Here is a 26036-nt window from a genome sequence, read left to right as displayed (position 1 = left end):
ATATAATCAGCAGAATTTTCACTTCAAAATGTCATTAGGAAATTGTTCATGCATATGACCAGTGCGGAAATCCGTGAAGCGTTTCTGGCGTTTTTCGCGGCCAAGGGGCATCAACGCGTCCCGTCAGCATCGTTAATTCCAGGGAATGACCCGACCCTTTTATTTACCAACGCGGGCATGGTGCCGTTTAAAGACGTATTCTTAGGCGATGAACAGCGCGATTACACCCGAGCTGTGTCTGCACAGCGTTGTATCCGAGCTGGTGGTAAACACAACGATCTTGAAAACGTCGGTTATACCGCACGTCACCATACTTTCTTTGAAATGCTGGGTAATTTCAGTTTTGGTGATTACTTTAAGAAGGAAGCCATTGATTTTGCGTGGGAATTCTTAACTGGGAAACTGCAAATTCCAGCGTCCAAGCTATGGGTCACGGTGTATACCGAAGACGATGAAGCGTATGACCTTTGGGCCAACCATATTGGTGTTCCCACCGATCGTATTTCACGCATTGGTGCGAAAGATAACTTTTGGTCCATGGGGGACACGGGTCCTTGTGGTCCTTGTTCCGAAATTTTCTATGACCACGGCGACGATGTGTGGGGCGGTCCTCCCGGTACTCCTGAAGAAGATGGAGACCGTTATATCGAAATTTGGAACTTGGTATTTATGCAGTATAACCGCCAAGCCGACGGCACCTTATTGCCGTTACCCAAGCCTTCGGTGGATACCGGCATGGGGCTCGAGCGGATTGCGGCAGTGATGCAGCACGTGCATAGCAACTACGAGATTGATCTGTTCAAGGCGCTCATTCACGATGCGGCGGAAATTATTGGCACCACGGATACGTCCAGCCAATCCTTACGGGTCATTGCAGACCATATTCGTTCGTGCAGCTTTTTGATTGCCGATGGTGTGCAACCGTCCAACGAAGGGCGTGGTTACGTCTTACGTCGGATTATTCGCCGCGCCGTGCGCCACGGCAGCATGTTAGGGGCGGAAGGAACCTTCTTTTATCGGTTGGTGGCCAGCTTGGTGCGCCAAATGGGAGATGCTTACCCAGAGTTGCGCAGCAAACAACGCATCATTGAAGATGCGTTACGTCGTGAAGAAGAACAGTTCCGGAAAACCTTGGAACGTGGCTTGGCCATGTTGCATGACGCTATCGCAAACCTTGATGGCACGGTATTGCCGGGTGACGTGGTATTTAAGCTCTATGACACCTACGGCTTCCCGATGGATTTAACCGCAGATATTGCTCGCGAAAAAGAATTAACCATTGATGAAGATGGTTTCCAAGCCGCCATGGAGCAGCAACGTCAGCGAGCGCAACAGGCGTCCTCTTTTGGAGTGGATTATAACCAACGGTTAAAGTCTTCCGCACAAACGGAATTTTCTGGCTACGCCAATGACAGCGATGTTGCCACCATTGTGGAATTATTTGTCGACGGTGAATCCGTAACTGAGCTGGCCGCGGGCCAGAAGGGCATCGTGGTGCTATCGCGCACCCCTTTCTACGCTGAAAGCGGTGGTCAAGTTGGGGACACTGGTAAATTAACCAGTCAGGGGGTTGAGTTTCAAGTCACCGATACCCAATTGATTGGTAAGGCCATTGCGCACCACGGGCAGGCCACCGGCAAACTGACCGTTGGTGATACGGTTTCTGCTCAAATTGATAGTGAGCGACGTGAGTCGATTAAACGCAACCACACCGCCACCCACTTATTGCATGCGGCATTGCGGAATGTGTTGGGTGAGCACGTGGTGCAAAAAGGCTCCTTGGTCACTGCCGAGCGGTTGCGGTTTGACTTCTCTCATTATGAAGCAGTCACGGCGCAGCAGCTGGATATCATTGAGCGACAAATTAACGAAGAAATCCTTAAGAACCATCCAGTGGAAGCGCAGATTATGCCCATTGAACAAGCGCAGCAAGCAGGCGCTATGGCCTTGTTCGGTGAAAAATATGACGATGACGTGCGGGTGCTGACCATTGGTGCCTATTCCATGGAACTCTGTGGTGGCACCCACGTGCAGCGCACCGGTGATATTGGAGTGGTACGGATTGTCTCGGAAGCTGGCATTGCCTCAGGCGTTCGCCGTATTGAAGCCGTGAGTGGGACCGGTGCGGTGCTGTTTAACTTACAGCAACAGCAGCAACTGCGGCAGGTGGCTGAGTTGCTCAAAACCGATTCAACGCATGTGGGTGAGCGACTGCAACAGCAGTTGGAGCGGAGCCGTCAGCTTGAGCGGACCATTGATGAACTGAATCAAAAACTGGCGGCTCATGCGGGCTCGAGTTTAGTGGATAATGCGCTCACGATTCATGGCACTCGAGTCATTATTGCGGAAGTAGCCAATATTGAAGCAAAAGCATTACGAAACATGGTGGATGATTTAAAAAATCAGCTACAATCAGGGGTGGTCGTGTTAGGCTTGGCCAGCGATGGTAAAGTCAGCTTGATTGTCGGGGTCACCAAAGACCTGACCGCTCGTGTTCGTGCTGGCGACGTCGTCAACGTTGCGGCTGAAAAAGTGGGGGGTAAAGGCGGCGGTCGTCCTGATCTTGCGCAAGCCGGTGGGAGCGATGTGAAAGCTTTGCCTGACGCATTAGCCACAGCCCAAGCCAAACTGGAAGAGCTATTGAGATAAACGGCATAAAGTGGCGGACAAGCATAGTTTACAGGGCGTGTTTTGGTGAAGCGACCCTGTTAGAATAGAGCCAGTCCGCCTTAATTTTGCGATTTAAAAGACGGTAAACTCACTGGGAATATAGCAATTGTTATATTTTCACCGGCATGTTAATTTAGCCACACAATAAATACGGTGCAGGCTTAAGTGAAGCCGTATGGAATCGATGAAGTAGGGAAAGGAGTAAGCTCATGTTGATCTTAACCCGTAGAGTGGGTGAGACCCTAATGATTGGTGACGAAGTGACAGTCACAGTGTTGGGAGTGAAAGGGAACCAAGTTCGTATTGGTGTGAATGCGCCGAAAGATGTCGCCGTACACCGTGAAGAAATTTATAATCGGATTCAAGCTGAACATCAGCAGGAAAATAGTCAGGCTGATAACGCCGATAACGACTAATGTTTGTGGGGCCTCACAGCTCAAAAAATGACAGTTGTGATTCGATTTCAACCGAGATGATTAAAAATCCCGCAATCAAACGCTTAATTCAGAAAAATCGTTTGACATATGTGAGAACATCGCTAGAATTCAACGCCACAAGTAAGCGGTGAGGTGGCCGAGAGGCTGAAGGCGCTCCCCTGCTAAGGGAGTATAGGGTTTATAGCCCTATCGAGGGTTCGAATCCCTCCCTCACCGCCTTTTTTTAACGCCGTTGTGATGCACCCGTAGCTCAACTGGATAGAGTACTCGGCTACGAACCGAGCGGTTGGAGGTTCGACTCCTCCCGGGTGCGCCATTTCTCTTAGCGTTCAATTCCTTTCGTTTAACGTCCAGTTAACCAGAGCATCAGCGTATAAAACGCAGCAATGAATGCACTGAGTATCGCAATATAAATAAACCCTTTCACGCCTTGCTTAATGGTCCAGCCATTACTACGTAAATAAAAATACCACAATAAACTTAATATCAACGGCAGTAAGAAAAAATAGCGGGTCATACTTTGGATCCTTTCGATTGCTGGTGCTGGTGCCATAAGGCTAAATCGGCCGCTGCTTGCTTCGCTTGTTCTAATAACGGGTCGAGCCGGGTAATGTTATCAGCCACTTCATCAATGGCAGCGCGCGCCATGCTGGCTTCAAGCTGGGCGGCAATTTGGGTTAACTTAATGAGACCTAAGTTTGCTGAAGCGCCTTTCAGTGAATGGAAAAAGCGCTTGGCTTGCTGGTGCTGGCCTTTGGATAAAAACTCTAGCACTTGTTGGGGCGCCTGATGATAATCATCGTACAAGCGATCCACCAAACTTTGGTAAAGAGGCATATTGTGTCCTAAGCGCGCCATTGCCCCAGTAAAATCAATATCACTATGGTTGGGGTAGCTGACCTGGATTGGCGTTGCTGAGGGCGTTTCAGGGGCCGGCGTCACGGCACTGTACTCGCCACGTACGCCCCACTTTTTAATGGCGTTAATCAATTGCACTTCATCAATCGGCTTGCTGATATGATCTTGCATGCCGGCCGCCATGGAACGCTCAACGTCTTCACTGCTGGTATTGGCAGTCATGGCAATGATCGGCAGTTGCTGATACGAAAAATGGCCGCGAATGATTTCGGCGGCGGTTAATCCATCCATCACCGGCATCTGAATGTCCATAAAGACTAACGCATAATTTTTTTGCTTGACCATGGCGACGGCTTCTTGTCCGTTTTTCGCCACATCAACCGTGAGCCCGAGATGTTGCAGCATTTCTTTGGCAATCAGTTGGTTGATGTCGTTGTCTTCCACCAATAACACCGGCGCACGGCTGAGTCCTTCAAGGTGAGAATTGAGAACCGGAGTAACCTCAAGCGAACTGAGTGACAATGCTGAGCTCAGCACTCGTAATAACGCCGAGCTGGTGTAAGGCTTCACGATATATTCAGCCACGCCAAGTTGCTGTGCTTCTTCAATTAAATCTTTGGCATGGTAACTGGTTGCCAAAATTAGGCGCGGGGCTTCTTGCTGGTGGGTCAGCACCTGCTGACAAAACTCAATGCCACTCATGCCGCCCGGTAACTGCCAGTCGACAATGACCGCATCAAATGAGTGCTGTTGCAGCAAGCTCATTCCTTCTTCTGCGGTACGGCAACTCATCACATCAACCGCATAACTTCGGAGCAGCTCGGTTAACATTTCGCGCGTGGTCAGGTTGTCCTCTATGGCCAACACACGCTTATTGCTGAGCCGCTTAATTAACGAATCACGGGTTGATGTATCCAAGCCTTGCTGAATCGGCAGTTGTAGCTCCAAAAAGAACGTAGAGCCTTGCCCTAGAGTACTGATCACCCCGAGCCCATGCTGGTTCATCAACTTCACAATACGCTGACTAATTGCCAGCCCTAACCCCGTACCGCCAAAGCGTCGGGTGGTGGAGGCGTCGGCTTGCGTGAAGGCATCGAATAACCGTGCGCGCTGACTTTCGTCCATGCCAATTCCGGTATCGGTAACCGACAGGCGCAAAAATACTTCATGGTCGTTAATATCCAACAAGGTGGCGGCAATCACGATTTCACCACTGTCGGTGAATTTAATCGCATTACTCACTAAGTTCACCAGAACTTGGTTCAGCCGCAACGGATCGCCCACCAAGCGAGTCGGGATGTTGGTGGGCAGGTTAATGATAAATTCTAAGTTCTTGTCGTACGCTCGGTACGCAAACATCTCGGTGAGATTACTGAGCACCTCGTCTAAATCGAAGGGGATTTTTTCAATGGTCAGATGGCCAGACTCAATTTTGGCAAAATCGAGTAAGTCATTCACAATGCCAAGGAGCAATCTCGATGAACTTTCGATGGAGTGCAAATAGCTCCGTTGTTGGGCGTCCAGCTCGGTTTTCAGGCACAGTTGTGTCATGCCTAAAATGGCATTGATCGGCGTCCGAATTTCGTGACTCACATTGGCTAAAAACTCACTTTTTGCCTGGTTGGTCGCAGCAATGGCTTGCAGCCGATGTTCACGTTCCGAAAGGGACTCATGGCTGTGTTTGGGCTGCTCTGTTTGAGCAGAGGGATCAGGCGCCGCGGGGCGACGTTTAAACCAAGCTTTTAACCCTGCAAATAACTGCATCCGAAGCCTCATCTCAACGAATTTGTAAAGAAGAAATGCTATGATGCCATGCACAACAATGACTGCCAACGTTTAACCCGAATAACTTTCATGGACGCAGCGTTGATAAACCAGTAATATTTCGCCATGACTTTGGCTCGATATACAAGGCAGGAATTATTTTGCAGTCACAATTTGCCGACTTGGTGGCATTGTTTGCCAAACCCGAGCACGTTACTAGTTTACGTGGCATTCATCGCGGTGTTGAACGAGAAGCTTTGCGGATTACTGAGCAAGGCACACTTGCTGCGACGCCCCATCCAACCCAATTGGGTTCAGCATTTAAACACCCCTTGATCACCACGGACTACGCCGAAACCTTAATGGAGTTTATTACTCCGGTAGCGGACAGTATTGAGGTGACTCTGCAGCAATTGGCAGACGTTCATAAACGCACCTATCAAGTGATTGGTGACGAACTGCTGTGGCCGCTGAGCATGCCGTGCTTTGTGAGCTCCAGTGATGACATTGTGATCGCTCAATATGGCAGTTCTCATAGTGGTCGAATGAAAACCTTGTACCGCCAAGGCCTGACCTATCGTTATGGCAGTGGCATGCAGATTATTTCTGGGGTGCACTTTAACTTCAGTTTGCCCCCGGCCGTGTTTGAGCATTTAGCGCATTATTATGGTGTCGATAATGACCAGGATTTTGTGTCGAGCCAATACTTTCAGTTGATCCGAAATTACAAACGTCTGTGTTGGATCATTCCTTATTTATTTGGTGCTTCGCCCGCTATTTGCAAATCCTTCTTACAGCAAACAGAAGGGCAAATTAGTTTTGAAAAGCATGGTAAAGGTACCCTGTATCGGCCATACGGCACCTCGTTACGCATGAGCGACTTGGGCTACACCAATAAAGAACAAGCGGATTTAAAAATCACCTATAACTCCTTGGCCGACTATGTGAAAGGCTTACGTCGAGCAGTCACGACAGAGTCGGTAGCATTCAGCAAAATTGGCGTGAAGGTGGAGGGTGAATATCGCCAACTGAACAGCAATATTTTGCAAATTGAAAATGAGTTTTATGCCACGATTCGCCCGAAACGAGTAGCGCGAGCCGGCGAAACTCCAACCCAAGCGTTGGAGCGCGGAGGGGTGGAATACATTGAAATTCGTGCGCTTGATGTGAACCCATTTAGCCCGGTCGGGATCAGTGATGAGCAAATGCGGTTTTTAGATTTGTTCTTACTGTATTGTATTTTCAAACCCAGCGCCGAGTTAGACTGGGACGCACAAAGTGTGACGGATGCGAACTTTAATCGGGTGGTGCTGGACGGTCGGAATCCACGTTTAACGCTGAATGATAATGGCTATGAACGTCCCATTGCTGATTGGTTGGAAGAATTGTTTGCTGACTTGCAACCGTTGGCCCACTTAATGGACCAAGCCCATCAAACCCGTGCCTATACGCAAGCAGTGGCCAACCAATATCATTGTGTGTTGAATCCGGAACGAACGTTATCCGGTCAATTCATGGCACAGCTGCAAGAGCATCAGCTGGAAAATGGCGAACTGGGCATGGCGTTGGCGCGTCAATATAAACAGCAATTGGTAACGGCGCCTTTTGAGCACTTCTCGTTAGCGCAGTTCAACCAATGGCAACAGCAGTCGATCGCTGAACAAGAACAGCAAGAACAGCAAGATGCGACATCGAGTTTTGATGACTTTTTAGAGGAGTATTTCCGCAAGGCATTGTGTCAATCCGCGGATTGTTAAATGATGAAGTTACGCTATGGTGTGATTGCAGCAACGTTGACTTTTTCTATCGCAGGATGTGCCACGGCTCCCCCCAAGGAGCCGGAGAATTTATGCCGAATTTTCGAAGAAAAGCGAGACTGGTATAAAGCTGCAGCTAAAATGGAAAAGAAATGGGGTGTTCCCATTCAAGTGCCAATGGCGATTATGTATCAGGAAAGTTCCTTCAAACACAACGCCAAACCCCCTCGTGACTATATTTTATGGGTGATCCCTTGGGGCCGAGTGAGCAGTGCTTATGGCTACTCACAAGCCAAGACCGGCACCTGGGATGACTACGTGAAAGAAACCGGTAACTCCTGGTCATCACGGGATAACTTTAATGATGCCATGGATTTTATGGGCTGGTATATTTCTAAGAGTCACCGCATTAACGGTGTCTCAAAGTGGGATGCTTATGCACAGTATCTGAATTACCACGAAGGGTGGGGCGGCTATAAGCGGCAGACCTACCGCCAGAAACAGTGGTTGATGCGCACGGCAGAACGGGTGCAAGAACGTGCTGGACGCTATGGCGCCCAATTGCGCCAATGCGAAGAAGATTTACAGCGGGGTTGGCTGTGGCGGTTATTCTTTGGTTAAATTGCAGACGGTGGTAAAAACCGCACCCGTTTAATTAAGTTGTCACTGCTTTCAATAATTTCCATGGCATAGCCGTCAATGCGTAAGCATAACGGCTGCTGTGGGATATCACCTAAGGTTTCAATAATGAGACCGCTGACTGTTTTAGGGCCATCGGTCGGTAGGCTCCAGTTCATTTCTTTGTTGAGATCGCGTAGGTTGGCCACCCCTTCAACAATAATCGAACCATCACTTTCAACCACAGCGTTATCGGTAGAGGCAGGTAAGATTGTGGTGGTAAATTCACCGACAATTTCTTCAAGAATATCTTCCAAGGTAACTAATCCTTGAATATCACCGTATTCATCAACCACTAAGCCAATTCGTTCTTTATAGCGTTGAAACTTGAGTAATTGCACGTTGAGAGGTGTGCCTTCAGGAATGAAGTAAATGTCTCGAGCGGCGCGGACTATTTCTGATTTATCGAGCTCACTCGAGTTTTTGGTAAATAACTGCATGATATCGCGCGCATGCAGAAAGCCGATGGCATCATCAATTTCATTGCGGTACAACAAAATGCGCGTGTATTGCGCTTGGCTGAGTTGTTTCATCATAGACTTCACGTCACTTTGCACGTCGATAGCGACAATATCTGAACGTGGGGTCATGACGTCTTCGACCGTTACTTTCTCTAAATCAAGAATGCTCAGCAACATTTGTTGGTGAGACGATGGAATCATGGAGCTTGCTTCATTGACCACGGTTCTTAGTTCGTCCGAACTCAGTGCATCAGCCCGTGCGGGGGACTGCGGATTGATCCCCAATAAACGAATCAGACCATTCGTTAATAGATTAATGAACGCCACCACGGGGTACATGACCCGTAATAAGGGTTGCAGGATCCAAGATGCTGGCGTGGCAACCCGCTCCGGGTGAAGCGCTGCAATTGTTTTGGGCGTGACTTCCGCAAAGATAAGGACGATGAGCGTGGTGCCAAACGTAGCGATGAGAATGCCCGCATCACCGAACCAGCGGAGGCACAGAATAGTGGCAATGGCTGACGCGGCAATATTCACTAAATTATTGCCAATCAGAATCAGCCCAATAAGGCGGTCAGGTTTAGCCAGCATGGCTTGAATCCGTTGAGCCCCGGGTTGTCCTTGCTGAGCGAGGTGCCGCAACCGATAGCGGTTGACGGACATCATCCCTGTTTCTGAGCCTGAGAAAAATGCAGAAAGTAGCAACAATCCTCCTAAAATAATGAGGAGTGTTGCGCTGGATATGTCGTCCAAAAAATAACCCTATGCTAACTTGTCACCAATGCTCAATTTAACTAGCTCACTGAACATGTCAAGTGTTTCGAAACATTTCCTTGATCGATTACATTGAAAGTAAAACATCTTTCACAAAGCGACTGCCAAAGTATGCCAAGGATAAAATAAAGCTGGCGATGACGCTGGTAATCACCAACGGCCGTCCACGCATGTGGAGAACTTGGTGCATGGAAATGACAATGGCGTACAGGACAAAAGCGATAAGACTTAAAATGGTTTTATGAGCTTGCCCTTGGGCTAACATATTGTCCAAAAACACGAACCCACTGATGATGGATACTGCGAGTAGCAAGGTGCCGGACGTGAGCAACCGGAAAAAGTAGCGTTCCACCACCATCAAGGGAGGTAAATAGCCCGCCAAGACTCGACTTTGATGGTTTTTTAAAACGTGGTTTAAATACAGTAACTGAATGGCGTAAAGGGTTGCTAGCATGAGCACTGCATAGGCGACCAGCGATAGCACAACATGCACCACTAACCCCACCCCACCACTTAATTGCGGCCCCCAGTTGGCCGGACTCAATTGCACAACCAGCAAGGTGACCGCTGCAAATAAGTAGATAATAGGGCTTAACAACAACCCACCGGAGCGGCGTTTGCGGAACAAGGTTAATGCAGCAAGGAGTAACGCCACGCTGCTTAAACTCGAGGCCAAATTAAGATGGTCAAACTGATCAGACTGCAGGTAATTCCACAACAAGGCGAAATGCACCACCACCGCGGCAAAGGGCACCACCCATAATGGCCAAGAGGTGGATTGTGAGCGCACTGCTTGGCGCCACAAGAGTGTTGCAGCAAGAATGTAGAGAACAAGAGTTAGCGCGATCAGCACATGCATTCTAATGTCACCTTATAAGAAATAGCCGAACAGAAGCTGGTTTTAAGTATATGCATTGTTGCGAGCAAACCCAATAGGATCAAGAAACTTTGGTTGAAATACGATATACTCGCCACCATAGTATTCATCGAGATCTAAGTCGGCAACATTAGAGTGAGCAGATTCGCATGTTTGAGAATTTAAGCGAACGATTATCACAATCGTTGAAAAATATTACTGGTCGTGGGCGACTCACTGAAGACAATATAAAAGATACGCTGCGAGAAGTGCGGATGGCGCTGCTTGAAGCTGACGTTGCATTGCCGGTGGTACGAGAGTTTGTTAGTCGTGTGAAAGAGCAAGCGTTAGGGGCTGAAGTCAATAAAAGCCTGACGCCGGGACAAGTGTTTTTAAAGATTGTCCAAAAAGAGCTCGAACATGCCATGGGCGAAGGAAATGTGCCTATTAATTTGGCGACGCAGCCGCCAGCAGTGATTTTAATGGCGGGCTTGCAAGGGGCGGGTAAAACCACCAGTGCCGGCAAGCTAGCGCGCTATTTGAAAGAAAAGCATAAGAAAAAAGTCATGGTGGTGAGCGCCGACGTCTATCGTCCGGCCGCGATTAAGCAATTAGAAACTCTTGCCGCCGAAGCGAAGGTTGAGTTTTTCCCCTCCACGACCGCACAACAGCCTGTGGCAATTGCGGAACAAGCCATTGAGCACGCGCGCAAAAAATTCATCGATGTGGTGATTGTGGATACCGCGGGTCGAACCGCTGTTGATGAAGCCATGATGACAGAAATTGAAGCGCTGCATCAGGCAATTCAACCCATTGAAACCCTCTTCGTGGTTGATGCCATGACGGGGCAAGATGCCGCCAATACCGCCCAAGCATTTAACGAAGCTTTGCCACTGACCGGGGTGATTTTAACCAAAACCGACGGTGATGCGCGTGGTGGGGCGGCCTTATCGATTCGTCACATTACTGGCAAACCGATTAAGTTCTTAGGGGTAGGTGAAAAGAATACCGCCTTGGAGCCTTTCCACCCAGACCGAGTTGCTTCGCGCATTTTAGGAATGGGCGACGTGCTGTCGTTGATCGATGAGTTGGAAACCAAAATCGATCGCGCCAAAGCTGAGAAAGTAGCCAAGAAAGTGATCAAAGAAGGGAAGTTCTCGTTGGAAGACTTCCGTGAGCAGCTGGTGCAAATGCGGGATATGGGCGGCATGATGGGCTTATTGGATAAGTTGCCAGGCATGGGCCAAATGTCCGCGCAAATGAAAGGCCAGATGGACGATAAAATGACGATTCGCATGGAAGCCATCATTAACTCCATGACACCTCAAGAGCGCGAATTTCCAGATTTAATTAAAGGCTCACGGAAGCGTCGAATCGCTGCTGGATCGGGCACCCAAGTGCAAGATGTGAACCGTTTATTGAAGCAGTTCATGCAAATGCAAAAGATGATGAAAAAAATGAAAGGCGGTGGCATGGCCAAAATGATGCGAAGCCTTGGTGGGATGGGTGGCAAGCTGCCGCCAGGAATGTTCCCAAGGGGCTAGTATTTACTTGCATTTCGCCTTGAATTCGGGTAAATTCCACGACCTCTCTGACCTAGCTCGGAGAGGTTTTTATTTCTTAACATTAAAAAACTGTATCGAGGAACGTAATGGTAACCATTCGTTTACAACGTGGTGGCGCTAAAAAACGCCCATTCTACCAAATGGTAGTGACTGACAGTCGCAATGCCCGCGACGGTCGTTTCATTGAAAATGTTGGCTTTTTCAACCCGACTGCACGCGGTCAGGAAGAAAAATTACGCGTTGATTTAGATCGTGTTGAACATTGGGTTTCACACGGTGCAACGTTGTCTGAGCGAGTTGCTAAACTTGTTCAAGACGCGCGCAGCGCAGCTTAAGTAATAACGGAATCATAGGTAGTGATGAATCAGCCTTCTACAACCGTCATTGTCGGTCAACTTGGCGCAGTCTATGGCGTAAAAGGTTGGATTAAAGTTCAAAGCTTCACCGATGATCCCGAAGCGATTTTTGAATACCGCCCTTGGCAATTAAGTAAATCAGGCAAGGTGCAAGCAGTCCAAGTCGACGAATGGCGTCAGCACAATAAAGGACTGATTGTGAAGTTAACCGGAATTGATGATCGAGACCAAGCCCATCTATTGACGGGTTCGGACATTGTGATTGATGCCGCGTTATTGCCAGAGTTGCCAGACGGTGAGTTTTACTGGCGCGATTTGATTGGGATGGCTGTCGTGAATCACGAAGGTTATCACATGGGAATTGTCGACCAGATTATGGCCACAGCATCGAATGATGTGATGGTGGTGAAAGCGAACAGCAATGATGCGTTTGGGCGCTCTGAACGCCTAATTCCGTTTATTCAAAGTCAGTATGTGACTGAGGTGAATACTGCGGAGCAGCGCATTGTTGTGGATTGGCCAGCGGACTTTTAATGACGGGACACTTGCAGGTTGGGGTCATTAGCCTCTTTCCTGAAATGTTTCAGGCCATTACCAGCAATGGGGTAACGGGTCGTGCAGTGCGCGATGGGTTATTGGAGTTAACACTCATTAATCCGCGTGACTTTACGCATGATCGTCATCGCACCGTTGATGACCGCCCGTATGGCGGAGGTCCTGGGATGCTGATGATGGTGCAACCGCTCACCGATGCGATTGCAGCCGCTAAGCAGCAACTCGGCGCCGATACTAAGGTGATTTATTTATCACCTCAGGGTCGCAAGCTTGATCATGATGGAGTGCAGTCACTGGCTCAGCATGACAAGCTCATCTTAATCGCCGGTCGCTATGAAGGCATCGACGAACGAGTGATTACTCGACACGTTGATGAAGAATGGTCGATTGGAGATTACGTGTTAAGTGGTGGTGAATTACCCGCCATGGTGATGATCGATGCAATTGCACGACTCATTCCCGGGGTATTAGGGCACCAAGACTCAGCGCAAGAAGATTCATTTGCCACTGGGTTGCTCGATTGTCCCCACTATACACGACCAGAAGTCTTAGATGGTGAGGCGGTTCCCTCAGTTTTACTGAGTGGGAACCACGAACAAATACGTCGATGGCGTTTGCAACAAGCTCTTGGTCGAACTTGGTTGCGACGTCCTGAATTGATTAAAAACCTAGCTCTGACTGACGAGCAGAAACAATTACTGGAAGAATTTATTCAACAGCAATTGCAAAATTCTGATTCGAACTCGGGTAGTTAACCTAGGCAAGCGAGGCTATCATGGCAAAAGTAAGTCAAAATTTGATCAAAGCGATCGAAGATGAACAATTAAAAACCGACCTCCCAGCTTACGCGCCGGGTGATACAGTGGTCGTTAATGTTAAGGTAACTGAAGGTAACCGTCAGCGTATTCAGGCATTTGAAGGCGTGGTTATCGCTAAGCGCAATCGTGGCTTACACAGTGCTGTTACCGTTCGTAAAATCTCGAATGGTGAAGGTGTTGAGCGTACGTTCCAAGTCCACAGCCCGATTGTTGATAGCATCGTGGTGAAGCGTAAAGGTGCGGTTCGTCGTGCCAAGCTGTACTACTTGCGTGAGCGTTCAGGTAAGGCTGCACGTATTCGCGAAAAGTTGGTTAGCAAGTAAGCAACATCAAGCGATATTGAAAAACCCGCCGCCTGGCGGGTTTTTTTATGGTACAACAGAGCATCATTTATCAGTGATGAACGGGTGTTGGAGCCGAAGGAGATGACCTTGGAAAATTCAGAGCAGCAGCTGGATGAGTTACGGCGGCGTATTGATGCCACCGATAGTCAATTGGTGCAGCTATTGCAACAGCGCCAAGCATTAGCAGCACAGGTGGGCGTGGTGAAGCGGAAACTGGGGCAACCCTTGTATGTTCCTGAGCGTGAAGCCGCGATGTTTCAACAACGTCGCGATGAAGCCCATCGCTTAGGTATTTCGCCTGATTTAATTGAAGATGTGCTACGTCGGGTGATTCGGGATTCCTATCGCCAGCAGCAAGCAGCCGATGTGCATTTGAGTGATAAGCGAGTGGTGGTGATTGGCGGTGTGGGTGCTATGGGGCGCTTGTTTACTCGTTTATTTCAAAATGCTGGTGCCACGGTCGAGGTGATCGACAAGGATGATTGGCAGCGAGCCGCGGCCAGTTGTGAGCAAGCCGATGCGGTGTTGATCGCGGTTCCGCTCACGGTCACCGAAGAGGTTATTCTACAGCTGCCGATGCTGCCCCCCAGCTGCGTTTTAGCCGATCTTACCAGCATTAAAGAGCAACCCTTGGCCGCCATGCTGGCCAAACATAGCGGCCCCGTGGTGGGACTGCACCCCATGTTCGGCCCGCAACAAGTCACCCTTGCCAAGCAACTGGTGGTGGCCTGTCATGGGCGAGATGAAGCCGGCTACCAATGGTTGCTGCAAGCCATTGAATATTGGGGAGCACGGATCAAGTTTATTTCAGCAGCTGCCCACGACCAAGCCATGTCATTTGTGCAAGTGCTGCGGCACTTATCCAGCTTTGTTTATGGCGCGCATTTAGCGCAGGAGCAAGTGGATGTACAGCAACTGGTGGAGTTAAGTTCCCCGATTTATCACCTGGAATTGATGATGGTAGGGCGGCTGTTCGCACAAGATGCCCACTTGTATGCGGACATTATTGCGGCCAACCCTCATCATTTTAAAATGCTGCGTCGCTATGTGACCTTGTACGATGAACTGCTGGAAGAGTTAGAGCAGGGTAATAAACAAGGCTTCATCGAACGTTTTGCTGAGGTCCGGAAATACTTTGGTGAGTTTGCGCAGAAATTCTTGGTAGAAAGTCAGCGCTTACTCAATGTGGCCGGTGATGCGAAACAACTCAGCTAATTGCCGTGGCGTGACCGGTTTGCTCCAGCAGTGCTCAATGCCAGCGGCGAGGCACTGCGTGATAAATTTCGGAGTTTGATGTCCAGAAATCATGGCCGCAGGCGGTGTGTCTTCTTGTAATTCTGCGCGAATGGCTTGGTAAGTTGCTAAGCCGGAGCCATCGGGAAGCTCTTGATCCAGAAGAATCAACGAAGGCCGCGATGTGATAGCCAATTGAATTGCTTGGGCACTGGTTTCTGCCACTTCGGTTGGTAACGAAAATTGGTGTACCATAGCTTTCAGTACTTCTCTTGAAATAAAATCGTCTTCAATGATAAGTACTCTATGTGTTGTTTGATTCATGATAATGCCTAATCAGCGTGTCGTGAAAGAGGTATTGAACATAAGGGAAGAATAAAATGCAACGAGTAAAAATTTGGGATGGATTTGTGCGCGTAAGCCATTGGCTAACGGTCGTGTTGTTGGCGGCCATGTGGTACACCGCAGAAGAAGGTTACATGGAGTTGCACCTACAACTTGCAGGGGGACTCGGCGCGTTAGTGATTACGCGGATCCTATGGGGGTTCTGGGGCAGTGAGTCGGCTCGTTTCAAAAGCTTTGTGCGGAGACCACGCGCTGTGGTCGGGCATCTAAAAGAGTTGGGGCATGGGCAGTACCAGCCCTCGAATACCCATAATGCGGCTGGCGGTTGGGCCGTTATCGCCTTATTGCTCGCGCTATTGGTGCAGTTTGTCAGTGGGTTGTTTGCCACCGATGATATTTTCTTCTCTGGCCCTTTAGCGAATGCGGTGTCGCGTGACCTGAGTCAACTGGCGATGAGCGTGCATGCCACCACATTTAATGTGTTATTGGCGTTGATCGCGGTGCATTTGCTGGCCATTATTTTGTACCGTTTGCGCGGCGTGAATTTGGTGAGTGCCATGGTGCATGGTTATCGGGAGGGGGTGCGTGCGCCACGCTTGGTGTCAGGACTCGTAGGAATTATCGCAGCAGCGATCATTGCTGCTGCGCTTTATCAATGGATTAATTAACGATTAATCCTTGTAAGAGTCATGACAGGCCTTGCAATTGCGGGCCGCGCTCATGAACGCCTTACGAATGTCATTTTGTTTGCCAGAAAGCGCTGCTTGTTGCAGTGCTTTGGCATCATTTTGGAACTGATCGGCTTTTTTCATAAAGTCATCCCAGTTCGTCCAGATAGCCGGCAGGGCATCACTGTCGTCACCTGGTTTTGCGCCTTCTTGCTGAAAACCAACCCAAGGCATGCCGGCTAAGGCGGCAAAGTCGTTGGCACGCGCGGTAAACTCTTGACCATCAAATTTAATATCGCCTTTCACCATGTCGCCCATCACTGCAAAGTTATTTTGCATGAGTGAGAAGGCTTTTTGCCGGTACTCAACGGCTTTCTCCGGGTTATTAAAGGCATGGTTGGCGGCAGCGGTAGTCGATAAGGTTAACGCTACAACTCCCATGAAACTTCCTGCAGCTTTTAAAACTGACTTCATGTATTTCTCCTTTTTGTGTAATTTAACGACTGCAACCTGCTTTTCGTCTGTTCGTGGATTGCACCGCACGATGGTTCCCCATATGGTGAGATGATAACCTTAAACCAAAACAAGGGGAACTCAATGAACGGGATTAAACCATTAAGTAGGCTGGCATTATCAGTCTGCGCCGCACTGCCAATATTGGCAGCCGCATCGCAGACCACGCCAGTTCGAGGCCTACATGATAACTCATCCACCTTTATAGCAATTCAAAATGCCACCATTGTGACAGAACCTGGTAAAAAGCTAGAAAATGCCACCTTAGTGATCAATCACGGCAAAATTGTCTCCATTGCACGTAACAATCAGGCTCCTGCTGGAGCACGGGTTATTGACGCCAGCGGGCATGTCATCTATCCCGGTTTCATTGATGCTTACAGCAACTATGGTGTGCCAGCGGTGGAAAACCCGGAACGGCCTCCGTATCGCAGCACCACGCCGCAATATAATAACAAACGTGAAGGGGGCAATGCTGCCAACGATGCCATCCATGCGCAAGTGACTTGGGTGGATAAGTTCGCAACCGACGCAAAAGCCGCAAAAAATTATATCAACCAAGGTTTCACTGCGGTTCAAAGTGCTCGCCTTGACGGCATTTTCCAAGGCCAAGCGGTGACGGTTTCATTGGCCGATACCATTGCCAACAATGCGGTCTACAATCCGCGAGCGCGACATTTCGGTTCCTTTGATAAAGGCTCCTCACTGCAACAGTACCCGTCATCATTAATGGGCTCGATTGCGTTGATTCGCCAAACCTTGTCCGATGCCAATTGGTACGAACAAGCACAAGGCAAAGAAACCCACAAAGGGAAAGTCGAATACAACGCAGCTTTGGCGGCGCTGATTGGGATTGAACAGCAGGGTATGGTGTTTAAAGTGAGCGATGATCGCTCATTATTGCGTGCTCATGATGTGCTTGCAGAGTTCAATGTGCCAGTGACCTTTGTTGGGTCCGGTTATGAATACGCGCGCGTGGATGCTATCAAAAATACCAACAGCACCTTGATTCTCCCGCTCGATTTCCCTGCGGCACCCGATGTCCAAGGCGTGGATGACCACCTTGATGTGAGTTTGGCGAATTTACGTCATTGGGAGCGGGCACCGACTAACCCTGCGGTGTTAGCACAAGCCAACATTGATTTCTCGTTTACCCTGCATCAATTGAAAAAAGCAGATGACTTTTGGCCAAACTTACGCCGTGCCGTTAAGCATGGTTTAAGCACTGACAAAGCCTTGGCAGCCTTGACCACGGTGCCGGCTAAAATTGCTGGAGTCAGTGATAAAGCCGGTAAAATTGCCCCGGGTTATATGGCGGACTTCGTTATTGCCAGTGGCGATTTGTTCGTGGACGGGCAAATTAAATCGGTCTGGTTACAAGGTCAAGAAGTGGCATTGGAGCCAATGCGTCAAGCCGATTTCGGTGGCACGTTAACAGTGACTATTGGTAATGGCGAAACAGCCACCCTAACACTGAAGGATGGCAAGCAAGTATCGGGTGAACTGGCGGGGCAAAAAATTCGCCATGCGAAGCGCACCGACTCTGCCGTTGAGTTTGTGGTTGATGCTGAGTTAGCGGGAGTTGCTGGTGTCTGGCGCTGGCGTCTTGAGCAAGCCTCGGCGGATAGCTACACCGGGGTTGCCATTGCGCCAACGGGACAAGAACATCAAGTAACGGCACAACGCCAAGCCGCAACCGCGAATAACGCTGTTGAAACCTCCACGGCGATGCCTGAGCTGGTGAGCAAGTTGACGTTCCCGAACGTTGCTTATGGGTTGGATGCAATGCCAGAGCGGCAAAACGTTCACATCAAAAACGCGACCGTGTGGACTGCCGACGAGGCAGGCGTACTGGAAAATACCGACGTGCTGATTCGTAACGGCGAGTTCTACCGCATTGGCAAGGACTTACGCACCCCATCCGGCTATGTGGTTATTGACGGTACTGGCAAGCATGTCACGCCAGGGATTATCGATGAGCACTCGCATATTGCGATTGAAGGCGGTGTGAACGAAGGTTCGGAAGCGATTACTGCGGAAGTGCGGATCGGCGATGTGGTGAACCCTGATGATATTCACATTTATCGTTCGCTAGCGGGCGGCACCACCATGGCGCAATTGCTGCATGGCTCTGCCAACCCAATGGGCGGTCAAGCGCAAGTGATCAAGTTACGTTGGGGCGCGGACGCGAATACCATGAAATTTGATTTGGCACCGCCAAGCATCAAGTTTGCTTTGGGCGAAAACGTCAAACAAAGTAACTGGGGCACCAGCTTTACCGTGCGCTATCCGCAAACGCGGATGGGGGTTGAGGCATTAATGCGGGATGGGTTTGCCGCAGCACTTGACTATAAAAAGCAAATGGATGCGTACAACAAGTTAAGCCGTAGCGAAAAAGCAAAAACAGCACCGCCACGGGTTGACTACCGCCTACAAACCTTGCTCGAGATTTTACAGAGCGAGCGGTTTGTTCATGCGCACTCCTATGTGCAGTCAGAAATTCTGATGCTGCTGCGGTTAGCCGAGGAGTTTGACTTCACTTTAACCACCTTCACGCACATTCTTGAAGGCTACAAAGTAGCATCAGAAATGGCACGTCATGGCGCGAGTGGTTCAACCTTCGCGGACTGGTGGGCATTTAAATTTGAAGTCTATGATGCGATTCCGCAAAACGCCTGCTTGATGTCTGAAAAAGGCGTGATGATGAGTATTAACTCCGACAGTAACGATTTGCAGCGTCGATTAAATACCGAAGCCGCCAAATCAGTCACTTACTGTGGCATGTCAGAACATGAAGCTTTGCAAATGATCACGCTGAACCCAGCTAAGCAGTTGAAGATTGATCAGTACGTGGGCAGCATCAAAGAAGACAAACACGCGGACTTCGTCATTTGGAATGGGCATCCGTTAAGTGCGTACTCACGGGTTGAGCAAACTTGGATTAACGCCCGTAAGTTCTTTGATCGCGAGCGTGATATGCAGCTCCGTGCCGCTGTTGAAGCAGAAAAGCAGCAGCTGATTCAGAAGGTGCTACAAAGCCCTGCCAGCGAGCGCCAAGGTCGTACGGATGGCTATAAAAAGCCACAACCTACATGGCATTGCGAGGACAATCATGACATTTGGAGTGACCAATTCGTGATTCACAGCAGCCATCACGAGCATGCCTTCCAAGGAGAGCACGAATGAAAAAGTTATTAACTAGCGTAATCGCAGCCAGCTTAAGTGTTAGCGCGGTTGCTCATGACATGGTGCCAGGTGCTGCTCAGAGCCAGCCAGTCTTGTTACAGGGCGGTACCTTGCATACGGTCACCCAAGGGGTGTTACCCAATACGGATCTGTTATTTGATCAAGGGAAAATTGTGGCGATTGGCAGCCAGCTCGAAGTGCCAGCCAATGCGCGCGTTATCGATGTGTCAGGAAAGTCAGTATTTCCTGGAATCATCGCGTTAGATACCACACTCGGTTTAATCGAACTGGAATCGGTGCGAGCGACTAACGATATGCGCGAAATCGGTAAAATCACTCCAGAAGTCAGTGGTCACACTGCTTACAACCCTGATTCTGAGGTGATTCCAACCATTCGCTATAACGGCATTACGCATGCGCAGATTGTGCCGCAAGGAAACTTGATTGCGGGACGTTCTAGCTTATTACAAACCGATGGCTGGACCTTTGAGGATGCCGCTGAAACCTTGAATGTTGGGGTGCATGTGAATTGGCCTCGAGCCAGCTTAAATACCTCTTGGTGGGAGCGTCGTTCGCCAGAAGAACAACGCAAAGCCAATGCCGAGGAATTAAAGTTACTGAAGCAGGCTTTCATTGACGCTAAAGCTTATGCGGACGCGAAAAAAGCGAACGTATTACAGGGCATGGATGTGCGTTGGGAAGCCATGCTGGGCTTATTTGACGGCAGCAGCAAGTTGTTTGTGCATGCCCATGATAAGCGACAGTTGGAGCAAGCCATGGAGTTTGCTTCAGAGTGGGGCTTCGAATTGGTCTTGGTTGGTGCCCGTGATGCGTGGCGAATTGCCGACCAAATCGCGGCGAATGATGTGCAAGTCATTTACGGCGAGCCTTATGGATTGCCAACGCGCCATGACGAGCCTTATGATCAAGCCTATGCGGTTCCAGCGTTGTTAGCTGAAGCTGGGGTGGACTTTGCAATTGCTTATTCCACCGGGTTCTGGGACATCCGTAACCTAGGCTTTGCCGCGGGCAATGCGAGTGCATTTGGGTTAGATAAAGACCAAGCATTAGCTGCCGTGACAATTAAGCCTGCAGAAATTATGGGTGTGGCCGATAAAGTAGGTTCACTGGAAGTGGGGAAACAAGCATCTCTCGTGGTCTCTGATGGTGATATCCTTGACCATTTAGGCCAAAAGGTGCGCTGGATGTTTATTGATGGGGCAGAAGTGGACTTAAATAACCGCCATAATCAGCTCTATCAGAAATATCGTCAAAAGCCGTAAACGGTGACTCTCCTAAACAAAAAGCCAGAACGACGTTCTGGCTTTTTGTTATCCAATTAATTGACAATAGACGGTTGTCTCATCAGCTTAAAGTTGGCACTATTTATTTAGCTGAATAAGAAAAACAAGGGAGAACTGATGCCGTTACATCGACAATTTGCCAATGAAGGTAAAGAGCTTATCATTGCTATTAAAGGGCGATTTGATTTCAATTTAGTGCAGGAGTTTCGACAGGCATACAGTGACGTGGGGGATATGCAACCGACGGTTTTTATTGATCTGCGTGAAACTGAATATCTTGATAGCTCCGCGTTGGGCATGTTGTTGAATATGCGCAAAGCGTTGGGGAGTTCGGTAAAGGGTATTCATATTATTAATTGCCGCCCGGAAGTGCGCAGTATTCTAGACATTTCTCGTTTTGATAAACTTTTTGTGATTGAGTAATGGCCGCACAAGTCGGGGCAGTCAATACAGCTTCAACACGCATGCTGATTCTTTATGATGATGCAGACATAGCCCATGATCTTTGTCAGCTGCTGTCACCCCTGACCTCATTGAACGTGCAAAAATTGGTGGTGACTGAAGAATTTCGCGTTGATTTGAATGAGCCGCTGCCTTTGGTGCTGTTGGTTTTGAGAAAACAGCCCACGCAGTCGCTCACGCCATTGACTCAGCTGGTGTTAGAACATCAGACCCAAGTCTTACTGGTAAGCCCTGAGTGGGAAACCTTGACGCAATTGCAGGCTCAATTCCCCCTGCAAATAGCGTGGCCGTGGGGGCAACAATTCTTAGTTAGCTGGCTTCAGCAAAGATTAAAACTCCATGAGGCCGAAGAAAATATTGAACGGTTATGGCAAACTTTGGCCTGGCATACGGCACGGGTTGAACGTGAGCATCAACTGGTTGAACACATTTTTGAGAACGCCCTGAGCCGCAACTTTTTAGAATACCCGCGGGTAAATACCTATTTAACCCCCATGTCTAAGTTTAACGGCGATCTTTGCTTGATCTCACCGGGACCTTTGGGAAACCTCTACATGTTAATGGCCGACTTTACTGGTCATGGTCTGGCGCCTGCGACTGGCGCGCTACCCTTATCGCAAGCCTTTTTTGCTATGGCAGACCGTGGGGTGTCCGTGGCTGAAATGGTAACCGAGTTTAACTATCGCATGAGCCGACTGCTTCCCAATGACATGTTTTGTGCGGCCATCTTGCTGGAACTTTCGGCCAATGGTGAACGCGTGAACTATTGGAACGGCGGCATGCCTGCGGCTTTATTGATTAACGAGCAGGGTGAGGTCATCCGCCGCTTGAAACCGGCTCACGTGGCGCTAGGGGTGATGGATGACGAGGAGTTTGATAGTCGTGTGACCAGCTTCCGAGCCCCATCGGGCAGCTCCATAGCGATGTTTACCGATGGGGTGATTGAACTCTTGGGGCATCAGCATCAGTTTTTAGGGGCTGAAGCTTTAGAAACCTTGTTATCGACCTATCCCAGCCCAGAAGATTTCCCGCAGATTGTGGAGGAGCTTGAACGCTTCCGGGGTGAAACGCCACTGCATGATGACCTCTCGCTGGCCATTTTAAGTTGCCTACCCACCAAGTTAGTCCAAGCGACCCCTGAACATGACCAATTAGTCATTCCCTTCCAGTTGGAGTCGGTACTTGGGCCAGACTATTTAAAACAGCTGGACCCGGTGGCACAAATTATGACAACCATCAGTCAGTTGCCTTATTTGAGTCGTCATCGCACCACCATTTATTTGTTCTTGGCGGAAGCCTTTAATAACGCGCTAGAGCATGGCTTGTTGGGGCTCGATTCCGAACTGAAGCAAGATGCGGATGGCTTTTCAAAGTATTACGAGTTGCGGCAGGAACGCTTGCAGCAACTCACCGAAGGAAGCATCCGAATTATGTTGGCCTTTGATGCCAGCCGAAAAGAAGTCATGATTCAGGTGAGTGATTCAGGGGAGGGCAGCCCCCAATATGAACGAGTGACTGATTTCAGCGACAAAGCCTACGGGCGGGGGCTCGAACTATTACGACAAATGACCACCGACCTGAGTTGGGATCACGCCACCCGCACGGTTTCGTTTAAATATGGGCTTTAACCGCCGGCCAATTTCACGCGAAAGCCACGTTGTTCCAGCCAAACTTTGACCGTGTCACGTTGATCTCCTTGTAACTCAATCACCTGGTCTTTCACCGAACCGCCTACGCCACAATGCTTCCGCAGCTGTGACGCATAATCAGCGAGTAATTGTGGCTGCGCAGGGAGTTCTTTGATCAAGGTTACCCCTTTGCCTTTGCGGCCTTTGGTTTGGCGGTGAACGTAAACCGTGGCGGAGGTATCAAGCGGTGCCTCGGTAGCAGTCGTTGGCTCACTTTCAGCGGATTCTGCACGTTGGAAACCAAGTTTTTCAAGTTGTTCCTGAAGACTACTCACGGGCCCTCTCAAATTCAATTTGGAATAAATGACACATATGATATATATTTTTGCTATAAAAAAATCATGACTTGAGTGAGAGAACCGCCATGAAGTTACAGCAATTGCGCTATATCGTGGAAATATTAAATCATAATTTAAATGTTTCGGCGACTGCAGAAAGTTTATTCACTTCGCAACCCGGTATCAGTAAGCAAGTTCGTATGCTCGAAGACGAGTTAGGCATTCAAATCTTTGAACGCAACGGCAAACATCTTGCCAAGGTCACCGCCCCGGGACAAGAAATTATCCACATTTCTCAGCAAATACTGGCCCAAGTGGAAGCCATTCGCTCGGTGGCCAGTGAGTACACGCAGCCGGACCAAGGCAAGCTAATCATTGCCACCACGCATACGCAAGCCCGCTATGCGCTGCCGCGAGTGATTCATAATTTTATGCAGCGTTACCCCAAAGTAACGTTGCATATGCATCAGGGCTCGCCCGAGCAAATCAGCGATGCAGCCGCCAAAGGGAAAGCGAATTTTGCCATCGCCACCGAAGCCTTGCACTTGTATAACGATTTGATCATGCTGCCTTGTTACCATTGGAATCGTTCCATTATTACCCCAATGGGGCATCCGCTGGCGGAGCTGGAGCAGGTGACCATTGAGGATTTAGCAAAGTACCCCATTGTGACCTATGTGCACGGCTTTACGGGGCGCTCAGAGCTGGATAAAGCCTTCAATAAAGCGGGTAAAACGCCCAATGTTGTGTTTACAGCCACCGATGCGGATGTGATTAAAACCTATGTTCGAATGGGGCTCGGCGTGGGGGTGCTTGCCAGCATGGCGGTGAACCAATATGAAGACACGGATTTAGTGAATATTCCTGCCAGTCATTTATTTGCCCCCAGCACCACCAAAATTGGGTTTCGGAAGGGCACCTTTTTGCGCTGCTATATGTATGACTTTATTGAAGGGTTTGCCCCGCACTTGCAACGTTCAGTGGTCGAAGCGGCCATGCAAATGAAATCACAAGACGAGATTGATGAATTATTTCATGAGGTAGAACTGCCCATTTGGTAATGGGCAGTTCTGTGCATCCATTAGCACTCGATAATGTTGACCGCCAAGCCACCGCGCGCGGTTTCTTTGTACTTGGTTTTCATGTCATTACCGGTTTCCCACATGGTCTTGATCACTTTGTCTAACGACACTTTATGATCGCCATTCCCACGGAGTGCGAGGCGTGCTGCGTTAATGGCTTTTACTGAGCCCATGGCATTGCGCTCAATGCAAGGGACTTGCACCAGCCCACCCACAGGGTCACAGGTTAGGCCTAAGTTGTGCTCCATGCCAATTTCAGCGGCACATTCCACTTGGCTGACGTTGCCGCCCATGAGCTCAGCCAGAGCTCCGGCTGCCATGGAACAGGCCACCCCAACCTCACCCTGACAGCCCACTTCAGCACCTGAAATGGACGCATTCTTTTTATAGAGAATGCCAATAGCTGCAGACGTGAGTAGGAAACGGACCACAGTTTCTTCATCCAATGGCGCAATAAAGCGGTTGGCATATTTCATCACCGCCGGAATAATGCCTGCCGCACCGTTGGTGGGTGCCGTCACAACGCGTCCGCCGTCAGCGTTCTCTTCATTCACCGCCAACGCGTACAAGTTTACCCATTCCAGGACTTGCAGTGGGTCATTGGTTTTTTCGTACTTTAATGATTGATAGAGAGATGGCGCTCGGCGGCGTACCCGCAACCCACCAGGAAGGATGCCTTCAGTGTTAATACCACGCTCAATACACTCTTCCATGGTGTGCCAAATGTGCATGAGATTTTTGCGGATCTCTTCTTCGCTGCGGAAGACTTTCTCGTTTTCTAACATGATGGAGCTGATACGTTTGCCATGTTTATGGCACAGGGCAAGGAGCTCATCACAGGTATCAAACGGGTACGGAATCGGCTTCGACGATTGCTCAATGGCTTCTTCCAGAGAACTGTCAAAATCTTCGTCGCGCACAATAAAGCCACCCCCGATGGAGTAATACATGTCTTTATAAACCACTTCGCCATCTTTATATAAGCGAAGCTCCATGGCATTGGCATGCTTGGGCATGGTTTTGCGACGATGGAAAGTAATGGCACCTTCCCGCGGGAAGCGAATGGGATACTTCCCTAATAACGCGATGGCCTCCGTTTCATCCGTTTGCTTTAAAAAGGCCTCAACTTTGGAGGTATCGACGGTTTCAGGCTGCTCGCCTGCCAACCCTAAAATAACCGCTTTACCGGTGCCGTGACCTTTACCGGTTTGGCCGAGTGAACCAAAAAGTTCCACTTCAACACCGTCGACTTGTGATAATCCAATTGCTTGGTCGGCAGCTAATAGAAACTCGTATGCGGCTCGCATAGGTCCGACAGTATGCGAACTTGATGGTCCAATCCCAACTTTATAAATATCAAATACGCTAATCATCGTTGATGACT

General features: G+C 49.2%; 24 protein-coding genes and 2 tRNA genes. 18 read left to right on the top strand and 8 right to left on the bottom strand.

Annotated features, from left to right (window positions below):
* Window positions 1–48 precede the first annotated feature (48 nt).
* The 4 genes from alaS to BLP64_RS02810 all read left to right on the top strand — a co-directional run bounded on the left by alaS (window position 49) and on the right by BLP64_RS02810 (window position 3423).
* Window positions 49–2649, top strand: a complete 2601-nt coding sequence (alaS, locus tag BLP64_RS02825) for an alanine--tRNA ligase (protein ID WP_092591535.1) — start codon at window positions 49–51, stop codon at window positions 2647–2649.
* A 230-nt stretch (window positions 2650–2879) separates the two neighbouring features.
* Entirely contained in the window at window positions 2880–3086 is a 207-nt protein-coding gene (gene csrA, locus BLP64_RS02820; RefSeq protein WP_092591533.1) for a carbon storage regulator CsrA, read from the top strand.
* Window positions 3087–3233: 147 nt separating this feature from the next.
* A tRNA-Ser gene (locus BLP64_RS02815) sits at window positions 3234–3323 on the top strand.
* A 23-nt stretch (window positions 3324–3346) separates the two neighbouring features.
* Window positions 3347–3423: transfer RNA gene (locus BLP64_RS02810), tRNA-Arg, on the top strand.
* Between the two features lie 27 nt (window positions 3424–3450).
* Here the strand turns inward: BLP64_RS02810 and BLP64_RS10770 are convergent.
* Together BLP64_RS10770 and BLP64_RS02805 are read right to left on the bottom strand one after the other, a co-directional pair.
* Complete coding sequence (locus tag BLP64_RS10770) at window positions 3451–3624, bottom strand: hypothetical protein (RefSeq protein WP_176754892.1); 174 nt, start codon at window positions 3622–3624, stop codon at window positions 3451–3453.
* A complete protein-coding gene (locus BLP64_RS02805; protein WP_176754891.1) occupies window positions 3621–5729 on the bottom strand; it encodes a response regulator in 2109 nt (702 codons plus the stop codon). The genes BLP64_RS10770 and BLP64_RS02805 overlap by 4 nt, the downstream gene beginning before the upstream one ends.
* Before the next feature lie 161 nt (window positions 5730–5890).
* Here BLP64_RS02805 and gshA point away from each other — a divergent pair, with 161 nt between their 5' ends.
* Together gshA and BLP64_RS02795 are read left to right on the top strand one after the other, a co-directional pair.
* A complete protein-coding gene (gene gshA, locus BLP64_RS02800) occupies window positions 5891–7486 on the top strand; it encodes a glutamate--cysteine ligase (RefSeq protein WP_092591529.1) in 1596 nt (531 codons plus the stop codon).
* Window positions 7487–7489: 3 nt separating this feature from the next.
* Window positions 7490–8107: a transglycosylase SLT domain-containing protein gene (locus BLP64_RS02795; protein WP_092591716.1), complete on the top strand. Its 618-nt coding sequence runs from the start codon at window positions 7490–7492 to the stop codon at window positions 8105–8107.
* Here BLP64_RS02795 and BLP64_RS02790 read toward each other — a convergent pair.
* Window positions 8104–9378, bottom strand: coding sequence for an HlyC/CorC family transporter (locus BLP64_RS02790; RefSeq protein ID WP_092591527.1), 1275 nt, complete (start codon window positions 9376–9378; stop codon window positions 8104–8106). The genes BLP64_RS02795 and BLP64_RS02790 overlap by 4 nt on opposite strands.
* A gap of 88 nt (window positions 9379–9466) precedes the next feature.
* Window positions 9467–10258 (bottom strand): cytochrome C assembly family protein, encoded by a 792-nt coding sequence (locus BLP64_RS02785; RefSeq protein WP_092591525.1) that lies wholly within the window; start codon window positions 10256–10258, stop codon window positions 9467–9469.
* 167 nt (window positions 10259–10425) lie between these two features.
* On the opposite strand from BLP64_RS02785, the gene ffh reads away from it, so the two are divergent.
* From ffh to tyrA, 6 genes are all read left to right on the top strand, one after another.
* Window positions 10426–11799, top strand: coding sequence for a signal recognition particle protein (gene ffh, locus BLP64_RS02780; RefSeq protein ID WP_092591523.1), 1374 nt, complete (start codon window positions 10426–10428; stop codon window positions 11797–11799).
* A 107-nt stretch (window positions 11800–11906) separates the two neighbouring features.
* The gene (rpsP, locus tag BLP64_RS02775; protein ID WP_092591521.1) at window positions 11907–12155 is read left to right on the top strand and encodes a 30S ribosomal protein S16; all 249 of its coding nucleotides are present in this window, start codon (window positions 11907–11909) and stop codon (window positions 12153–12155) included.
* Between the two features lie 24 nt (window positions 12156–12179).
* Window positions 12180–12710 carry a ribosome maturation factor RimM gene (gene rimM / locus BLP64_RS02770; protein ID WP_092591519.1) on the top strand — a complete coding sequence of 177 codons (531 nt, stop codon included), beginning with the start codon at window positions 12180–12182 and terminating at the stop codon, window positions 12708–12710.
* Between the two features lie 11 nt (window positions 12711–12721).
* A complete protein-coding gene (gene trmD / locus BLP64_RS02765; RefSeq protein WP_092591714.1) occupies window positions 12722–13486 on the top strand; it encodes a tRNA (guanosine(37)-N1)-methyltransferase TrmD in 765 nt (254 codons plus the stop codon).
* A gap of 20 nt (window positions 13487–13506) precedes the next feature.
* Complete coding sequence (gene rplS, locus BLP64_RS02760; RefSeq protein ID WP_092591517.1) at window positions 13507–13872, top strand: 50S ribosomal protein L19; 366 nt, start codon at window positions 13507–13509, stop codon at window positions 13870–13872.
* Between the two features lie 102 nt (window positions 13873–13974).
* The gene (tyrA, locus tag BLP64_RS02755; RefSeq protein ID WP_092591515.1) at window positions 13975–15108 is read left to right on the top strand and encodes a bifunctional chorismate mutase/prephenate dehydrogenase; all 1134 of its coding nucleotides are present in this window, start codon (window positions 13975–13977) and stop codon (window positions 15106–15108) included.
* Here tyrA and BLP64_RS02750 read toward each other — a convergent pair.
* The gene (locus tag BLP64_RS02750) at window positions 15070–15450 is read right to left on the bottom strand and encodes a response regulator (RefSeq protein ID WP_092591513.1); all 381 of its coding nucleotides are present in this window, start codon (window positions 15448–15450) and stop codon (window positions 15070–15072) included. The genes tyrA and BLP64_RS02750 overlap by 39 nt on opposite strands.
* A gap of 56 nt (window positions 15451–15506) precedes the next feature.
* Between BLP64_RS02750 and BLP64_RS02745 the strand changes: the two genes are divergently transcribed.
* Window positions 15507–16139, top strand: coding sequence for a cytochrome b/b6 domain-containing protein (locus BLP64_RS02745; protein ID WP_092591511.1), 633 nt, complete (start codon window positions 15507–15509; stop codon window positions 16137–16139).
* A 3-nt stretch (window positions 16140–16142) separates the two neighbouring features.
* On the opposite strand, the gene BLP64_RS02740 is transcribed toward BLP64_RS02745, so the two are convergent.
* A complete protein-coding gene (locus tag BLP64_RS02740; RefSeq protein WP_092591509.1) occupies window positions 16143–16613 on the bottom strand; it encodes a c-type cytochrome in 471 nt (156 codons plus the stop codon).
* A gap of 123 nt (window positions 16614–16736) precedes the next feature.
* On the opposite strand from BLP64_RS02740, the gene BLP64_RS02735 reads away from it, so the two are divergent.
* From BLP64_RS02735 to BLP64_RS02720, 4 genes are all read left to right on the top strand, one after another.
* Window positions 16737–19838, top strand: a complete 3102-nt coding sequence (locus BLP64_RS02735) for an amidohydrolase family protein (RefSeq protein ID WP_092591507.1) — start codon at window positions 16737–16739, stop codon at window positions 19836–19838.
* A complete protein-coding gene (locus BLP64_RS02730) occupies window positions 19835–21121 on the top strand; it encodes an amidohydrolase family protein (protein ID WP_092591504.1) in 1287 nt (428 codons plus the stop codon). Before BLP64_RS02735 ends, BLP64_RS02730 begins: the two co-directional genes overlap by 4 nt.
* Before the next feature lie 138 nt (window positions 21122–21259).
* Window positions 21260–21565, top strand: a complete 306-nt coding sequence (locus BLP64_RS02725) for an STAS domain-containing protein (RefSeq protein ID WP_092591502.1) — start codon at window positions 21260–21262, stop codon at window positions 21563–21565.
* The gene (locus BLP64_RS02720; RefSeq protein ID WP_092591500.1) at window positions 21565–23232 is read left to right on the top strand and encodes an ATP-binding SpoIIE family protein phosphatase; all 1668 of its coding nucleotides are present in this window, start codon (window positions 21565–21567) and stop codon (window positions 23230–23232) included. The genes BLP64_RS02725 and BLP64_RS02720 overlap by 1 nt, the downstream gene beginning before the upstream one ends.
* Here BLP64_RS02720 and BLP64_RS02715 read toward each other — a convergent pair.
* Window positions 23229–23567 carry a translation initiation factor gene (locus BLP64_RS02715; RefSeq protein ID WP_176754890.1) on the bottom strand — a complete coding sequence of 113 codons (339 nt, stop codon included), beginning with the start codon at window positions 23565–23567 and terminating at the stop codon, window positions 23229–23231. The two genes, BLP64_RS02720 and BLP64_RS02715, sit on opposite strands and share 4 nt — an antisense overlap.
* Window positions 23568–23656: 89 nt before the next feature.
* Here BLP64_RS02715 and cysB point away from each other — a divergent pair, with 89 nt between their 5' ends.
* The gene (gene cysB, locus BLP64_RS02710; RefSeq protein ID WP_092591496.1) at window positions 23657–24631 is read left to right on the top strand and encodes an HTH-type transcriptional regulator CysB; all 975 of its coding nucleotides are present in this window, start codon (window positions 23657–23659) and stop codon (window positions 24629–24631) included.
* 20 nt (window positions 24632–24651) lie between these two features.
* Here the strand turns inward: cysB and BLP64_RS02705 are convergent, their stop codons facing one another.
* Window positions 24652–26025, bottom strand: coding sequence for an L-serine ammonia-lyase (locus BLP64_RS02705; RefSeq protein ID WP_092591494.1), 1374 nt, complete (start codon window positions 26023–26025; stop codon window positions 24652–24654).
* Between the last annotated feature and the right edge of the window lie 11 nt (window positions 26026–26036).

Source organism: Pseudidiomarina indica (assembly GCF_900104245.1).
GTDB lineage: Bacteria > Pseudomonadota > Gammaproteobacteria > Enterobacterales > Alteromonadaceae > Pseudidiomarina > Pseudidiomarina indica.
This window is presented reverse-complemented; position numbering and strand designations above follow the sequence as displayed.

Coding starts and splice junctions, on each gene's coding strand:
- BLP64_RS02750 (WP_092591513.1), bottom strand. CDS start 15,450: ATGAATCAAACAACACATAGAGTACTTATCATTGAAGACGATTTTATT.
- BLP64_RS02730 (WP_092591504.1), top strand. CDS start 19,835: ATGAAAAAGTTATTAACTAGCGTAATCGCAGCCAGCTTAAGTGTTAGC.
- BLP64_RS02785 (WP_092591525.1), bottom strand. CDS start 10,258: ATGCATGTGCTGATCGCGCTAACTCTTGTTCTCTACATTCTTGCTGCA.
- BLP64_RS02735 (WP_092591507.1), top strand. CDS start 16,737: ATGAACGGGATTAAACCATTAAGTAGGCTGGCATTATCAGTCTGCGCC.
- BLP64_RS02795 (WP_092591716.1), top strand. CDS start 7,490: ATGAAGTTACGCTATGGTGTGATTGCAGCAACGTTGACTTTTTCTATC.
- BLP64_RS02720 (WP_092591500.1), top strand. CDS start 21,565: ATGGCCGCACAAGTCGGGGCAGTCAATACAGCTTCAACACGCATGCTG.
- ffh (WP_092591523.1), top strand. CDS start 10,426: ATGTTTGAGAATTTAAGCGAACGATTATCACAATCGTTGAAAAATATT.
- csrA (WP_092591533.1), top strand. CDS start 2,880: ATGTTGATCTTAACCCGTAGAGTGGGTGAGACCCTAATGATTGGTGAC.
- alaS (WP_092591535.1), top strand. CDS start 49: ATGCATATGACCAGTGCGGAAATCCGTGAAGCGTTTCTGGCGTTTTTC.
- rplS (WP_092591517.1), top strand. CDS start 13,507: ATGGCAAAAGTAAGTCAAAATTTGATCAAAGCGATCGAAGATGAACAA.
- rpsP (WP_092591521.1), top strand. CDS start 11,907: ATGGTAACCATTCGTTTACAACGTGGTGGCGCTAAAAAACGCCCATTC.
- BLP64_RS02705 (WP_092591494.1), bottom strand. CDS start 26,025: ATGATTAGCGTATTTGATATTTATAAAGTTGGGATTGGACCATCAAGT.
- BLP64_RS02745 (WP_092591511.1), top strand. CDS start 15,507: ATGCAACGAGTAAAAATTTGGGATGGATTTGTGCGCGTAAGCCATTGG.
- BLP64_RS02740 (WP_092591509.1), bottom strand. CDS start 16,613: ATGAAGTCAGTTTTAAAAGCTGCAGGAAGTTTCATGGGAGTTGTAGCG.
- BLP64_RS10770 (WP_176754892.1), bottom strand. CDS start 3,624: ATGACCCGCTATTTTTTCTTACTGCCGTTGATATTAAGTTTATTGTGG.
- BLP64_RS02725 (WP_092591502.1), top strand. CDS start 21,260: ATGCCGTTACATCGACAATTTGCCAATGAAGGTAAAGAGCTTATCATT.
- tyrA (WP_092591515.1), top strand. CDS start 13,975: ATGACCTTGGAAAATTCAGAGCAGCAGCTGGATGAGTTACGGCGGCGT.
- cysB (WP_092591496.1), top strand. CDS start 23,657: ATGAAGTTACAGCAATTGCGCTATATCGTGGAAATATTAAATCATAAT.
- BLP64_RS02805 (WP_176754891.1), bottom strand. CDS start 5,729: ATGCAGTTATTTGCAGGGTTAAAAGCTTGGTTTAAACGTCGCCCCGCG.
- rimM (WP_092591519.1), top strand. CDS start 12,180: ATGAATCAGCCTTCTACAACCGTCATTGTCGGTCAACTTGGCGCAGTC.